At 64.1% G+C, this 12549-nt stretch carries 13 protein-coding genes; 4 read left to right on the forward strand and 9 right to left on the reverse strand.

Features of this window, described 5'->3' with window-relative positions:
- Window positions 1-91 precede the first annotated feature (91 nt).
- Entirely contained in the window at window positions 92-1195 is a 1104-nt protein-coding gene (locus tag AC1D08_RS13615; RefSeq protein ID WP_457153069.1) for a saccharopine dehydrogenase family protein, read from the reverse strand.
- Window positions 1196-1376: 181 nt separating this feature from the next.
- Between AC1D08_RS13615 and AC1D08_RS13620 the strand changes: the two genes are divergently transcribed.
- On the forward strand, window positions 1377-1805 hold the full coding sequence (locus AC1D08_RS13620) for an Lrp/AsnC family transcriptional regulator (RefSeq protein ID WP_457153068.1): 429 nt from the start codon (window positions 1377-1379) through the stop codon (window positions 1803-1805).
- Between the two features lie 48 nt (window positions 1806-1853).
- Here AC1D08_RS13620 and AC1D08_RS13625 read toward each other — a convergent pair whose 3' ends face one another.
- The 4 genes from AC1D08_RS13625 to AC1D08_RS13640 form a co-directional block, all read right to left on the reverse strand.
- A complete protein-coding gene (locus tag AC1D08_RS13625; protein ID WP_457153067.1) occupies window positions 1854-3224 on the reverse strand; it encodes a sensor histidine kinase in 1371 nt (456 codons plus the stop codon).
- Window positions 3221-3898, reverse strand: coding sequence for a winged helix-turn-helix domain-containing protein (locus AC1D08_RS13630; protein ID WP_477280631.1), 678 nt, complete (start codon window positions 3896-3898; stop codon window positions 3221-3223). The genes AC1D08_RS13625 and AC1D08_RS13630 overlap by 4 nt, the downstream gene beginning before the upstream one ends.
- A gap of 281 nt (window positions 3899-4179) precedes the next feature.
- The gene (locus tag AC1D08_RS13635; protein WP_477423378.1) at window positions 4180-4977 is read right to left on the reverse strand and encodes a COG4705 family protein; all 798 of its coding nucleotides are present in this window, start codon (window positions 4975-4977) and stop codon (window positions 4180-4182) included.
- Between the two features lie 32 nt (window positions 4978-5009).
- Window positions 5010-5267, reverse strand: a complete 258-nt coding sequence (locus tag AC1D08_RS13640; protein WP_457150732.1) for a hypothetical protein — start codon at window positions 5265-5267, stop codon at window positions 5010-5012.
- Between the two features lie 269 nt (window positions 5268-5536).
- On the opposite strand from AC1D08_RS13640, the gene AC1D08_RS13645 reads away from it, so the two are divergent.
- A complete protein-coding gene (locus AC1D08_RS13645; protein ID WP_477423380.1) occupies window positions 5537-6172 on the forward strand; it encodes a methyltransferase family protein in 636 nt (211 codons plus the stop codon).
- 28 nt (window positions 6173-6200) lie between these two features.
- Here the strand turns inward: AC1D08_RS13645 and AC1D08_RS13650 are convergent, their stop codons facing one another.
- The gene (locus AC1D08_RS13650; protein WP_477423382.1) at window positions 6201-6689 is read right to left on the reverse strand and encodes a hypothetical protein; all 489 of its coding nucleotides are present in this window, start codon (window positions 6687-6689) and stop codon (window positions 6201-6203) included.
- Window positions 6690-6873: 184 nt separating this feature from the next.
- Between AC1D08_RS13650 and AC1D08_RS13655 the strand changes: the two genes are divergently transcribed.
- Both AC1D08_RS13655 and AC1D08_RS13660 read left to right on the forward strand, forming a co-directional pair.
- A complete protein-coding gene (locus AC1D08_RS13655) occupies window positions 6874-7275 on the forward strand; it encodes a RidA family protein (protein ID WP_457150729.1) in 402 nt (133 codons plus the stop codon).
- Window positions 7276-7314: 39 nt separating this feature from the next.
- On the forward strand, window positions 7315-8550 hold the full coding sequence (locus tag AC1D08_RS13660) for an amidohydrolase/deacetylase family metallohydrolase (RefSeq protein WP_457150728.1): 1236 nt from the start codon (window positions 7315-7317) through the stop codon (window positions 8548-8550).
- A gap of 38 nt (window positions 8551-8588) precedes the next feature.
- On the opposite strand, the gene AC1D08_RS13665 is transcribed toward AC1D08_RS13660, so the two are convergent.
- From AC1D08_RS13665 to AC1D08_RS13675, 3 genes are all read right to left on the reverse strand, one after another.
- Window positions 8589-10379 carry an NAD(P)-binding domain-containing protein gene (locus AC1D08_RS13665; RefSeq protein WP_457150727.1) on the reverse strand — a complete coding sequence of 597 codons (1791 nt, stop codon included), beginning with the start codon at window positions 10377-10379 and terminating at the stop codon, window positions 8589-8591.
- A gap of 122 nt (window positions 10380-10501) precedes the next feature.
- Window positions 10502-11746, reverse strand: a complete 1245-nt coding sequence (locus AC1D08_RS13670; protein ID WP_457150726.1) for a M24 family metallopeptidase — start codon at window positions 11744-11746, stop codon at window positions 10502-10504.
- Between the two features lie 119 nt (window positions 11747-11865).
- Window positions 11866-12399 carry an invasion associated locus B family protein gene (locus AC1D08_RS13675; RefSeq protein ID WP_457150725.1) on the reverse strand — a complete coding sequence of 178 codons (534 nt, stop codon included), beginning with the start codon at window positions 12397-12399 and terminating at the stop codon, window positions 11866-11868.
- Window positions 12400-12549 lie beyond the last annotated feature (150 nt).

Below are 12549 nucleotides of genomic sequence, written 5' to 3' on the forward strand. Positions count from 1 at the left end.
AGCTCTCCGTCCAACACCCCTCAACCGTCTCGGCGCTGCGCGCCGATCCACCTTCTCCCGAAAGGGGAGAAGGCAAGAACGGCCCGAAATCTCAGCTTGCGAGCCGGCTCACCATTTCGTGCTGCGCATAGGCGCGGCCAAAACGGTTGGCGAGGAAGGCGTCGAGCGCGATGTCTTCCTGCTTGACGAAACCGGTCGCGGGCAAGGTCCCGTCGGCCAGCATGTCGAGCACGGCGCAGATGCCGGAGGCGGTGGTGATCTGGATGGCGCTGCGCACCACGTCGCCGACGCGCTTGGAATAGATCTTGTTGGCGTAGGTTTCCTGGAGCAGGCGGCCGTTCTTGCGGCCCGAGACGGTGACGAACACGATGACCACGTCCTGCAGCGTCGCCGGCAGGGAGCTTTCAAAAATGTCCTTCAGCACGTCGCGGCGGTGGCGCAGGCCAAGGTCGTTGAGCAGCGCCTTCATGATCGCGGCATGGCCGGGGTAGCGGATGGTGCGGTAGTTCAGCGTGCGCACCTTGCCTTTCAGCGTCTCGGCCAGCGTGCCCAGCCCGCCCGAGGTGTTGAACGCCTCGTAGGTGACGCCGTCGAGCGAGAACTCCTCGCGCTCCTCCAGCGGCGGCACTTCGATCAGCTCGCCCTCGACGATCGCCTCGCAAGGCTCGCAATATTCGTTGATGACGCCGTCGGTGCTCCAGGTCAGATTGTAGTTCAGGGCATTCGACGGATACTGCGGCAGCGCGCCGACGCGCATGCGCACGCTTTCCAGCGAATCGAAGCGGCTGGCGAGATCGTTGGCGACGATCGAGATGAAGCCCGGCGCCAGTCCGCATTGCGGGATGAAGGCGCTCTTGCCCGAAAGCGCCAGCTGCTTGACCCGCCTGGTGCTGACGACGTCCTCGGTGAGGTCGAGATAGTGCACGCCGGCGTTTGCCGCTGCCTCGGCGATGCGCGTGGTCAGGTGGAAGGGGGCGGCGCTGAGCACCGCGAACTTGCCGGCCAAGGCCGCCTCGAGCGCGCCCGATGCCTCGATGTCGAGTTCCAGCGTGGCAACCGTGCCCGGCAGTTCGGCCGAAGCGAGCTGTGCCGCCGAGCGGTCGACGAGGGTGACGTGGTAGTCACCGGTGGCGGCGAGCATTTCGGCAATGGTCGAACCGATCTTGCCGGCGCCGACAACAACAATTTTCTTCATGAAACGTCCCTCACCCAAAAGCTGAACCTGAGCACATTGTTTTATGCATGTCGTTTGTCCCAAAAGCGCTGTGCACTTCTGGGAGATATGCATCAGAATCGCAGCTTGCTCGTCGAAAGGAAGCGTGGAATTGTTCGAAACGAAACTCTGATTGTGCATTATGCCGGAGGGAATCGTCGAAATGCTCAGTGAAGCCGAACAGGCCCTGCTCTCCCTGCTGCGCGACAATGCGCGTGCCTCGACCGCCGAACTTGCGCGCAAGCTCGGTGTCTCGCGCACGACGGTGCAGAGCCGGATCGAACGGCTGGAGCAGCGCGGCATCATCACCGGCTACGGCGTCCGGCTGGCGCCGGACTACGAGCAGGGGCTGGTGCGGGCGCATGTGCTGCTCACCGTGACGCCGAAGCTCGCCGACAAGGTGGTGCGCGGCCTGCAGGCGCTGGCGCCGGTGAGGACACTGCATTCGGTCAGCGGCAATTTCGACATGATCGTCACCGTCGACGCGCCATCGATCCGGGACCTCGATATGCTGCTCGACCAGATCGGCGCCATGGACGGGGTCGAGCGAACCTTGTCGTCGATCATCCTGTCGACCCGCATCGACCGCTGATCTGACTCGGTGGAGCCGGGACTTTCAGGACCCAAGCCGGATCGCCGGCTAACCAAATGCCAGCGGAACGCTCACCACCACGGCGAGGCCCGGCCGGCAATCCTCAAGGGCGATCGATGCGCCATGCAGGTCTGCGATGGCCCTGACAAGGCTAAGGCCGAGGCCGCTGCCCGGCGTGGACCGGCTGTGGTCAAGCCGGTAGAGCCGCTGGAACACTTTCTCGCGCTCGTCCGGAGGAATGCCGGGTCCATTGTCGGCGACGCTGGCGACAACGCGATCGCCCTGGCGCGTCACCGACAGCTTGATGGTTGTGCCGGGCGGGCAATGGCGGAGCGCATTCTCCACCAGATTGGCGAACATCTGCGTCAGCAATTCGCGATCGCCATGGATCCGGTTCGCGGTTTCGTTCAGTTTGGTCGACGACAGCACCTTGCCGTCGTCCTCGGCCACGTCGGTGTAGATCTCGGCGATGGTTTGCAGGATTTCGCCGAGTGCGACATCGGTAAAGCGCGCCCTGCGGGCGCCGGCCTCGATCTGGGCGATGCGCAGCAGCGCATCGAAGGTCTCGTTGATCTGGTGACCCTCGGCGCGCGCCTCGGCCAGATCGTCGGAGACCTCCCGGCCCTGCGCGGCCCCGGCGGCGGCGCCTTCCAGGATCATCTGCAGGCGGTTGAGCGGCGTCTTCAGGTCGTGGGCGATGTCGGCGCTGACCTGTTTCATGCCTTCGACCAAAGCCGACAGCCGGTCGAGCGCCGCATTGACCTGGCGGGAGACGATGTCGATGTCGTCGTCCTTGCCGGTCAGCGGGATGCGGGTATCCAGCCGTCCATGCGAGACGTCCACCATGGTGGCGGCGATGCCGTCGAGCCGGCGCTGGACGCGCGAGGCGAGCAGCGCGCCGCCGGCGACCGCCAGCCCGGTGATGATCAGCGTCGCCCAGCCGAAGCTCATCAGCATGATCGTTTCCAGTTCCTCGGTCTCGGACAGGCTGAAGGCGACCGTCAGATTGTTGCCGCCAATCGAGCCGGAATAGGCACGGTATTCAGCGCCGGGCGGCACGCCGGGCATTTCGGCGTTGAACATCGAGAAGCCGTCGGGAAGTCCAGCTGCCGTGAAATTGCCGGCCAAGCAAATCCCGGCTGCGTCGGTCAGCGAAAACAGCTGTTCCTTCTTCGGGCTGCGCATGGAGTGGCTTTCGATGGTCTCGACAAGCTCCTTGAGATCCTTGTCGGCATAGGTCGCCGCGATGACCGCGTAGGTTTCCTTGATGGTGTCGTCGAGTTGCTCGGCAAGATCGGCGCTCATCATCTGGTAGACGATGGCGCCCGACAGCACGAAGGCGAGCATGAAAAGGAAGGCGAACGTCAGGGCGAGCCGGAATGGCGTGCTGCGCAGCAGGCGGGGCCATGCTCCGGTCATGGCGCTGCGTGCAGACTGTAGCCGGTGTTGCGGACGGTGTGGATAAGCTGGGTTTCGAAAGGCTTGTCGATCTTGGCCCGCAGCCGGCTGATATGGGTTTCGACGACGCTGGTCTTGGGGTCGAAGTGAAAATCCCAGACGCGCTCCAGAAGCATGGTGCGGGTGATCACGCGTCCTTCGCCGCGCATCAGCACCTCCAGCAGGCTGAACTCCCTTGGCTGCAGGTCGATCGGCTGGCCCTGACGCGTGACGCGGCGCATGATCAGGTCCATTTCGAGGTCGGCAACCCGCAAAACGGTCTTCTGCTCCTGCGCGGCCGGCCGGCGGCCAAGCGCGTTGATGCGGGCGAGAAGCTCGGAAAAGGCGAAGGGCTTGACGAGATAGTCGTCGCCGCCGGCCTCGAGCCCCTCGACGCGGTCGTCGACGCCGCCGACCGAGGTGAGGAAGATCGCCGGTGTGCGCACGCCTGCTGCGCGTACCGCCTTGATCATCGACAGGCCGTCGAGATCAGGGATCATGCGATCGGCTATGATCACGTCATAGCTGCCGCTAGTCGCCGCGAAAAGCGCATCGTGGCCGTTGCGCAGCAGGTCACAGACATGGCCGGCCTCGGTTAATCCTCGGACGATGTAATCGGCCGTCCTGTGGTCGTCCTCGACAAGCAGAAGTCGCATGGCTGTTCCGGTTTGTGGCCGATTTCGGTGAGAGGCTAGCACCGGCATGGGCCCGTTCCTAGGATGTCGCGAGGCTGCTTCCATACGGCGCCGCCAAATCGATGCAGCGGTACGGAATTCTGCTCCGCTGCATCCTTCGGCCAATCTCGCGGCATGGATCCTCGGGTCTGCGCTGCGTCGCTGCGCTCCTTGCTCCGCCCGTGGATGACGAAGCGATGGGCGTTCCGGCTGATCGCCCAGGTATGTGGACCGTCAATGCAAGCGACCCGACAAGACTTCGCCTAGTCCGATTCCAGCAGGATTTCGTCGGCCTCGTCGGCGGTTTTCTTGAGCGTCATGTAGAGAACGAGACCAATGATGCTGCCAAGGAAGATCAGGCTGGTGAAAATGGTGCCGAAACCCAGGCCGCCATATTCGACTGGCTGCGACAAGAGATCGCCGAAGGAGGCGCCAAGCGGCCGTGTCAGGATATAGGCGAGCCAGAAGGCCAGGATGCCGTCGAGATGAAGCAGGTACCAGGCAAGCGCGATGAGCGCGATGACGCCACCGAACAACAGGCCAGATGTCAGGTAGCCCATGTCGAAGCTCTCGGCGACGAGGTCGCCGGCGGCGGTGCCGAGCGAGAAGGTGAACAGGATCGCCAGCCAGTAAAAGATCTCGCGCCTGGTGGTGACGATGGTGTGGATCGACAGCGTTCGCTCGCTGGCGTACCACACGGCGAATGTCGCGGCGAGCGCCACCGAGAAGGCGATGGTCGTCGTCTGCAGGCGTACGCCGAAATTGTCGACGAGATTGTCTGTAATCAGCGTGCCGACGATGCTGATCAGCACCACCGCCAGCCAGTAGGCCCAGGGCACGTAACGCTTCTGCGCGAACTGCAGGACGAGGGCGACGATCAGGATGCCGGTCATGACCAGTGAGGTGACGGTCAGCCCGAGGCCGAGGTTGACGGCGAGATAGTCGGCCGCCGTTTCACCCATGGTCACCGCCATCAGCTTGATCAGCCAGAAATCGACCGTGACCTCCGGGACCCTGTTGTGGCTGGGAACTGCGAGATTTGGCGTAGTGGGAGAAAGCATGGCGGACGTCCTGCGGCTGGTGGTTCGCGGCACTATTTGCCCATGACCTTCATGGCCTGGGCGAAGAACTCGTCGGCGCGCTTGTCGTCGTCGGCGTTGCAGCGTTCGATGCCCTTGGCTTCCAGTTCCGAGACCTTCGCCTTGTCCGCGGCGCTGAGCGTGGCTGCCGCCTCCGCCGCACGAAGGGTCTTCAGCGTATCCTCGCAAGGCGCGGTGGCGGCAAACACGGAGGAAACCGGACTGGACAAGGCGAGGGTGCCCATTGCGATGGCCAGCGCAAATCGTCTCATGAGATGTTTCCCTGTTTGATGCCGGTTGCGGCAATTGAATCCGGCCCGGTGGTGGCCGATCCGACACCAGCACAGTAGGGAAGCGAGTTCACGCTCGCCTGTCCGGCGGCTTACAAATTCGTAAGAATGGGCTGGGGCCGCGCGAAAGGCCTTTACGAACGCCTCGCGGTGCGCTGATAGAATGCCGTACGCCTTGCATCCGCCATCAATGGGGTGGCCCAGTGCCCCCAGGTTGCCGGACGCCCGGTTGCCAGGCTTCAGGAAACACGATGACCTACGCTACCCTAAAGCCGGTTTCTCGGGCCTTCAACCAGCGCAAGCGGCTGATCTTCGTGCGGGCGGCGGCTGTGCTGGCTGTGCTGCTTCTGTTTCTCACAAAACCGGCGCTCAGCGAAGGCTCGAACGGGCACGAGACGCTCGAACTGTTCGGCTTCTGCCTGGTACTGGTCTGTGTCGTAGGACGGCTGTGGAGCATCCTCTATGTCGGCGGCAAGAAGAACGAGGAACTGGTCTCGACCGGACCATTTTCGATTACCCAGAACCCGCTCTACTTTTTCTCGACGGTCGGCGCGGTTGGGGTCGGATTGCTCTACGGCTCGTTGCTGGCGGCCGTCGCGCTTGGTCTTGCCAGCTTCTTCATCTTCCACATCACGGCGCGCAAGGAAGCCGGATTCCTGCTTGGCAAGTTCGGCCCGACCTACCTTGCCTATGTCAAGAACACGCCCCGGTTCTGGCCAAATCCGCTTCTGTATCATGACCATGACCAGATGCAGTTCTCGACGCAGGCGCTGAAGCGCACGTTCTATGACGGGCTCTATTTCCTCGCCATCTTCCCGGCCATCGAACTGGTCGAGCATTTCCGGGCGACCGGCCTGCTGTTCCCGGCCTTCGTCACGATCTACTGATCAGCGGCGCAGCGCCGCTCAACCAGCGCTACGAGCTGCCAAGCGGATGCGGCATGTAGCCGACGAAGCCCGCAATCTTCCAGCTGCCGCCGACCTTGGTGCAGAAATACAGCGTCTGCCATTTCAGCCTGTCGACGCTGCCGTCGGCCTTGGCGACCGAACCGTCGAATTTCTTGTGCAGCACGGCGCGGTCGCCGTCGACATCGATGTCACGCATGTTGGTGACGCGAAACAGCGCCTCGCGCAGCGGTTCGGCGAATTTCGTCGCCGCGGTCTCCTTGGCCTGGCGCAGCCACTCGTCGCGATAGACCTCCAGCCTCGGGAACTGCAGCCGCCAGGCGTCGGCATTGCTAAGGAAATGCGCATGCATGCCGAAGAAGCTCGAGGCCACGAAATCATCCTCGACCATCGACCAGTCCTGGCCGATGAAGGCGTCGATGTCGCGCCGCACCAACATTTCCCAGAGCGCATGGCGATCGGAATCGCCGGCCGGAAACGGGTTCTTGTCGTAGGTCATTTTTCACTGTCTCCGGTCTCGCAAGTGCGTCTATCGTCGCGGCTTCAAAGCAGCGTGACGGCGCGCACGATGCAAGCGCTTCTGTAATAAAGCAACATGGATTCTGTGAAAATGTTGCTTTCCAACAGAACCCCTATGAGGATCGCCCCGATCGCTGTAGATGTCGATCGAAGCGGGAGCCGCCATGGCATCCCGTCACGTCATCAGAGGAGGTGATCCCTTGCCGAAGCAGTGTTTTGGAACGTCGCATGTGCCGCTGTCGCCGGCCGTGCGCGCCGGCGATTTCGTTTATGTCTCGGGCCAGGTTCCCGTAGGCAGCGACGGCATCGTGGTCAAGGGCGGCATAACGGAACAGACCGAACAGGTGCTCGCCAATGTGAAGGCCGCGCTGGCGCTGGCCGGCTGCACCCTGGACGATGTCGTCAAGACCACGGTCTGGCTTGAGGACGCGCGCGATTTCTGCGCCTTCAACGCGGTCTATGCCAGGCATTTCCCGAAGAACCCGCCGGCCCGCACCACGGTCGAGTCGCGGCTGATGATCGACATCAAGATCGAAGTCGAGGCGGTGGCCTACCGGCCGGTCTAAGTCTTGAGGCGGCAAAACAACGAAACGGAGGTTACCTCAATGCAATTCGACCTCCTGCTGAAGGGCGGACGGCTGATCGACCCGGCATCCAGGCTCGATGCGCCGCGCGATGTCGCCATCGCCAATGGCCGCATTGCCGCGGTCGATGTCGATATCCCGGCCGACCGCGCCGCGCAGATCGTCGATGCCGCCGGCTGCATCGTCACTCCCGGCCTCGTCGACCTGCACAGCCACGTCTATTGGGGCGGCACGTCGCTCGGCGTCGATGCCGACCGACTGGCCGCCAAAAGCGGCACCACCACCTTCATCGATGCGGGCAGTGCGGGCGCGGGCAATTTCCTCGGCTTCCGCCGCCATGTCATGGAGCGCTCGAAGGTTCGCATCCTGGCCTATGTCAACATTTCCTTTGCCGGCATCTTCGGCTTCTCGCAGACGGTGTCGGTCGGCGAGTGCAGCGATCTCAGGCTGTGCGAACCGCGCGAGGTCGTGGCCGCGGCGCGCGAACACCGCGATGTCGTGGTCGGCGTCAAAGTTCGGTCCGGCCGCCATGCCGGCGGCACCAGCGGCATCGCCCCGGTCGACTTGGCGCTGGAGGCCGCCGACCAGGCCGGCCTGCCGCTGATGGCGCATATCGACGAGCCGCCGCCCGGCCGCTCGGAAGTGCTGCCGCGCCTGCGCAAGGGCGACATCCTCACCCACTGCTTCCGGCCGTTCCCTAACGCGCCGGTGTTCGCCTCGGGCGCGGTGCGGCCGGACATGCGGCTGGCGCGCGAGCGCGGCGTCATCTTCGACCTCGGCCATGGCATGGGCTCGTTCGATTTCGCGGTCGCCCGGGCCATGCTCGAGGAAGGGCTGGCGCCCGACGTGATCAGCAGCGACGTCCATCTCTACTGCGTCGACGGGCCAGCCTTCGACATCCTGGTCTGCATGTCGAAGCTTTTGGCGCTCGGCATGCCGCTGGTCGAGGTTCTACGCGCGGCGACACAAGCCCCGGCGCAGGTGATTGCCAGGCCCGACCTCGGCACGCTGGCGGTCGGCACCGTCGGCGACGTCGCCGTGCTGCGGCAGCGCCCAGGTCGCTTTACCTTTGTCGACGCGGTCGGCGCGTCGCTGGTCGCCGACCAGCGGCTGGTCTGCGAAGGCATCGCCATCGGCGGCACCTGGTGGCCGAACGAGGCGATCAACGATGCCAGCGAGACCGAGCGTTTCGAGGCGCACACCGCGCATACGCATGTCGAGGTGGCGGCGCAGCACTTTGGGCATCGGCACGAGTGATGAGAGCCAATCTCCCCCACGTGGGGGAAGATCGGGCGTCACCGACCGGCGTTGCTGAACGCCCCATAGACGGTCGTCTCAATCCCTTCCATGCGCGCCTTGATCTGCAGCGCCACATATTTCGAATAGAAGCGAGACAGCGCCAGATTGCCGCCGTGGAACCACAGCGCTTGCTGAGCAGTCGGCTTCCACATGTTGCGCAACTCGCCTTGCCAGGGTCCGGGATCGCCCTTCACGCCGGAGCCAAGCCCCCAGCACGGGCCGACCTTGTCGGCGACCTCGCGCGAGACGATCGCGGCCACCGTCTCGTTCATTGACTGAAAACCGGTGCAGGCGACGATCGCGTCGGCGGCAAGCTCGCTGCCGTCCTCGAAAAGGATGCCGCTCGGCGTCAGCGATTTGATGGCGACGCCGCTGCGCACGCCGATCTCGCCGTCGATGATCAGGTCGGAAGCGCCGACATCGATGTAGTAGCCGGAGCCGGTGCGGTATGCTTTCATCAGCAGACCGGTCTCGTCATCGCCGAAATCGATGGCGAAGCCGGCGGCGCGCAGGCGGTCGTAGAAGGCCGCGTCGCGCGCCTTGATCACCTCGTAGAGCGCCTGCTGGCCCTTCGGCACCAACGCGAAGGGCGTCGAGGCGACGATCATGTCGGCCTTCTCGGTGGTGATGCCGCGCGCCAGCGCGTTCTCCGAAAAGATCTCGAAGCCAACTTCCATCAGCGTGTCCGACTTGACCACTGTGGTCGGCGAGCGCTGGATCATGGTGACCTCCGCACCGCTCTCCCAGAGGTCGACGCTGACATCATGCCCCGAGCTTGCCGCGCCGATGACGGCGACCTTCCTGCCGCGGAATTTCTCGCCGCTGGAGTACTGGCTGGAGTGCAGCAACTCGCCCTTGAATTGATCGGCGCCCGGCAGATCGATCTGCCGCGGGGGGCCATATGCGCCGGTGGCAAACACGATGTGCTTCGGCTTCAGCGTGATGTGGCGGCCGACGCGGTCGACGACGACGGTCCAGACCTTTTCGGCCTCGTCATAGGAGGCACTGACGCACTTCGTGGCGACCCAGTAGTTGAGCTCCATGACGCGCGTGTACATTTCCAGCCAGTCGCCCATCTTGTCCTTGGGCGTGAACACCGGCCAGTTTTCCGGGAACGGAATGTAGGGCAGATGATCGTACCAGACCGGATCGTGCAGCACGAGCGTGCGGTAGCGGTTGCGCCAGGAATCGCCGGGGCGCGCATTCTTCTCGATGACGATGGTGGGCACGCCGAGCTGCCTGAGCCGCGCGCCCAGCATGATGCCGCCCTGACCGCCGCCTATGACAAGGCAATAGGGCTGTTCGCCGGCGCCGAGGTCGCGCGTCTCGCGCGCCCGCGCCTCCGTCCAGGTCTCGCGGCCGGGGTCGGCCTTGTGGCGCACGCCCAGCGGCCGCGCGGGTCCCTTGCGCTCCTCGAACCCTTTCAGGTCGGTCATTGCGGTGAACAGCGTGCGGCAGCGGCCATCGCGCAGGCGCATGACGCCCTGGCCACGCGCCGATGCGGTCTCGAAGCTGAACCAGGCCTCGACAGTGCCCTCGTCCGAGGTCGCCTCGCCGGTCAGCCGCCAAGCCGTCGGCTTCGTCGCCGCCAGCGTCGACGCGAGCATATCGGCGATCGCCCCGCGTCCTTCCATGGTCGTGATGTTCCAGGTGAAGGTCAGGAGATCGCGCCAGTAGCAGTCGTCGACGAACAGGCTGCTTGCCGCCGCCACATCGCCCGCTTCGAGCGCCTTGGCAAAGGAGCCGAGCCATGCGGCCGCCTGTTTCGATGGTGCCATGTCGAGCATTTCTTCCCTCTTGCCGCAAAGGCGCCGAACACGGCGCGAAAACTCAATTATCGACCTTGGCGCATCGCGCTGTGGAGCGCTACTCCCGCAGTGAGCAACGACCAGGACCAAACCCGCCCTCGCTAACCAATCGTCTCCAGCCGTCTTGGCAAGCGGTTCATGGCAACCGGCCCGTCCGGCGTGATCAGGAACTGATCCTCGAGATTGAAGCTGGCGAGGCCGTCGATGTAGAGCGGGACTTCGAAGGCCAGCACCATGCCGGCTTCGATGACGACATCGCTGTCGGCGGCAATGAACGGCCATTGTTCGGAAAAGACCGACTGGCCGACGCCATGGCCGAAATGGCCGCGGCGGTAGGAGCGTAGCCCTTGCCGCGCCAGGCTGTCGCTGGCGACGCGGTGCACATGGCCGAGCGAGGCTCCCGGAACAAGGGCCGCCAGCCCATCCTCGAAGGCCCGCTCGGCGATGGCATGGAGCTCGGCCTGTTCGGCGAATGGCGACCCGAAAATGAAGTTGCGCGACATGTCTGAGGCGTAGCCGCCGACGGTGCAGACCATGTCGCACTTCAGCGGATCGCCGGCCATTGCCTTGGCATCGGCGCCTTTGGCCCGGGCGCCCAGCGTAACGTATTCGGCGGTAGCAACCGGATGCGATAGGCGGGCCGCGGCCGAGGCAACGCCGTCTCGGTAGAGCGCGACGAGATCGGCCTGGCGCATGCCGGCCATGGCGTCCACCTGCAACCGGTCCAGCCCGGCTTCCGACAGGATGATGCCTTGCTGAAGCAGCTCGATCTCGCGTTGCGACTTTACTGCCCGCAACCGATCGAGAACCGCCGAACCGTCGACCATCGAACAACCCGGCAGCATCGCCTGCAGGACCGAAAAATCGGTGACGGCAATGAAATCGAGATCGACGCCGATGGTCGCGCGGTCAAGCCCGAAGCCTGTCAGGATCTGCTTCAGCTCGCGGGCGGAACTGGCCAGGTCGAATGTCGCTGGCCGGGAAAAGTCGGGCGACCGGCCAGAGGATGCGAGGCCGGTCTCGATGCGTTGCGCCAGTGCATGGCCGATGGTCGAGACGTCGAGCGTGGCGGTTTCGATCCAGATCGGGTGGCTGCGGACCACGGCGTCCGGCAATGCCGCCTGCAACTGCGTCGCGTTGAAGTCGGCCACCACGACGCCGATCGGCAGGTCTTGCCGGGCCGGGATGACGACGAAGCCGGCGCCGGCTCGCCGGAACAGTCCCGCCGGGCCGATCCAGGCACCGGTCGCATAGTGGAATGCCTCGGGCGCGCAGAGCACCAGCGCCTGCAGGCCGGCGCGTTCCATCAGTTGCGTCGCGCGCAGGCGGTCGACAAACCCCGTCATGAATTCTTCTCCGGATGTCCGAAGCGGCAACGGAGCATTCCGGGTAGAGACAATCAAGCCCGGTTTCATGGGGGCAGAGGTGTGCGGACTTGCGTGATGTTGGCGCGACAGCACCCCCGCTACTTGATGGATTCCAGCTTGGCGACGGCAGCCGTGAAGCCAGCGAGCGATACCGGGATGGTGACCGGCTTGCGGGTGACCGATTCCATGCCGATGTTCAGGTTGGTTCCCGACTTCATGGTCTTGATGATATCCGCTGACAGCGGCGTGGCGGCATAGGCGCCGTTCTGGTCGCTGGTCTGGATGGCGAGCACTGTCTTCTGGCCCTGGTCGATCTGGAACGAGGCGCCGGACGGCAGGAACAGCCCATGTGGCAGCGCGAGCAGCATGGCCAGGCCGCCATTGCCGTTGTCGCGGCGCACGGTCACGGTCAGCACGCGCTGTCCGGACTTGGCTTCGGTCAGGTTCTGCGACACCTGGCACTGAAGCTCGGCGGTTGCCGAGCCACTAGAGCAGTTTACCGCCCACGGATTGGCATCGGCAGGTTTTGCATTGGAATCAGTCGGTTTGGGCTGGGCCGGCTTGGCGTCTTCGGCAAGGGCCGGTCCTGCCGCCGACAGGACCAGCCACAGGGCGGCTGAACTTGTGATCATTAGATTAGCAAGAGCTAAACTTGATGACATTTTCTTTAGGCCCCGCATTCTTTCTTTCCTCGTCAGGTATTTTCATCGGTGGGGTTTGATACAACACTCGGGACTGTTTCGGAAGCTAGGCCGGCGCCAAGAAAGCCGGCAAAAGTACTG

The organism is Mesorhizobium sp. P2_E6 (assembly GCF_056403835.1).

Excerpts from the sequence above, each read along its gene's own strand:
- AC1D08_RS13615 (WP_457153069.1), bottom strand. The coding sequence starts at position 1,195 with ATGAAGAAAATTGTTGTTGTCGGCGCCGGCAAGATCGGTTCGACCATT.
- AC1D08_RS13620 (WP_457153068.1), top strand. The coding sequence starts at position 1,377 with ATGCTCAGTGAAGCCGAACAGGCCCTGCTCTCCCTGCTGCGCGACAAT.
- AC1D08_RS13625 (WP_457153067.1), bottom strand. The coding sequence starts at position 3,224 with ATGACCGGAGCATGGCCCCGCCTGCTGCGCAGCACGCCATTCCGGCTC.
- AC1D08_RS13630 (WP_477280631.1), bottom strand. The coding sequence starts at position 3,898 with ATGCGACTTCTGCTTGTCGAGGACGACCACAGGACGGCCGATTACATC.
- AC1D08_RS13635 (WP_477423378.1), bottom strand. The coding sequence starts at position 4,977 with ATGCTTTCTCCCACTACGCCAAATCTCGCAGTTCCCAGCCACAACAGG.
- AC1D08_RS13640 (WP_457150732.1), bottom strand. The coding sequence starts at position 5,267 with ATGAGACGATTTGCGCTGGCCATCGCAATGGGCACCCTCGCCTTGTCC.
- AC1D08_RS13645 (WP_477423380.1), top strand. The coding sequence starts at position 5,537 with ATGACCTACGCTACCCTAAAGCCGGTTTCTCGGGCCTTCAACCAGCGC.
- AC1D08_RS13650 (WP_477423382.1), bottom strand. The coding sequence starts at position 6,689 with ATGACCTACGACAAGAACCCGTTTCCGGCCGGCGATTCCGATCGCCAT.
- AC1D08_RS13655 (WP_457150729.1), top strand. The coding sequence starts at position 6,874 with ATGGCATCCCGTCACGTCATCAGAGGAGGTGATCCCTTGCCGAAGCAG.
- AC1D08_RS13660 (WP_457150728.1), top strand. The coding sequence starts at position 7,315 with ATGCAATTCGACCTCCTGCTGAAGGGCGGACGGCTGATCGACCCGGCA.
- AC1D08_RS13665 (WP_457150727.1), bottom strand. The coding sequence starts at position 10,379 with ATGCTCGACATGGCACCATCGAAACAGGCGGCCGCATGGCTCGGCTCC.
- AC1D08_RS13670 (WP_457150726.1), bottom strand. The coding sequence starts at position 11,746 with ATGACGGGGTTTGTCGACCGCCTGCGCGCGACGCAACTGATGGAACGC.
- AC1D08_RS13675 (WP_457150725.1), bottom strand. The coding sequence starts at position 12,399 with ATGATCACAAGTTCAGCCGCCCTGTGGCTGGTCCTGTCGGCGGCAGGA.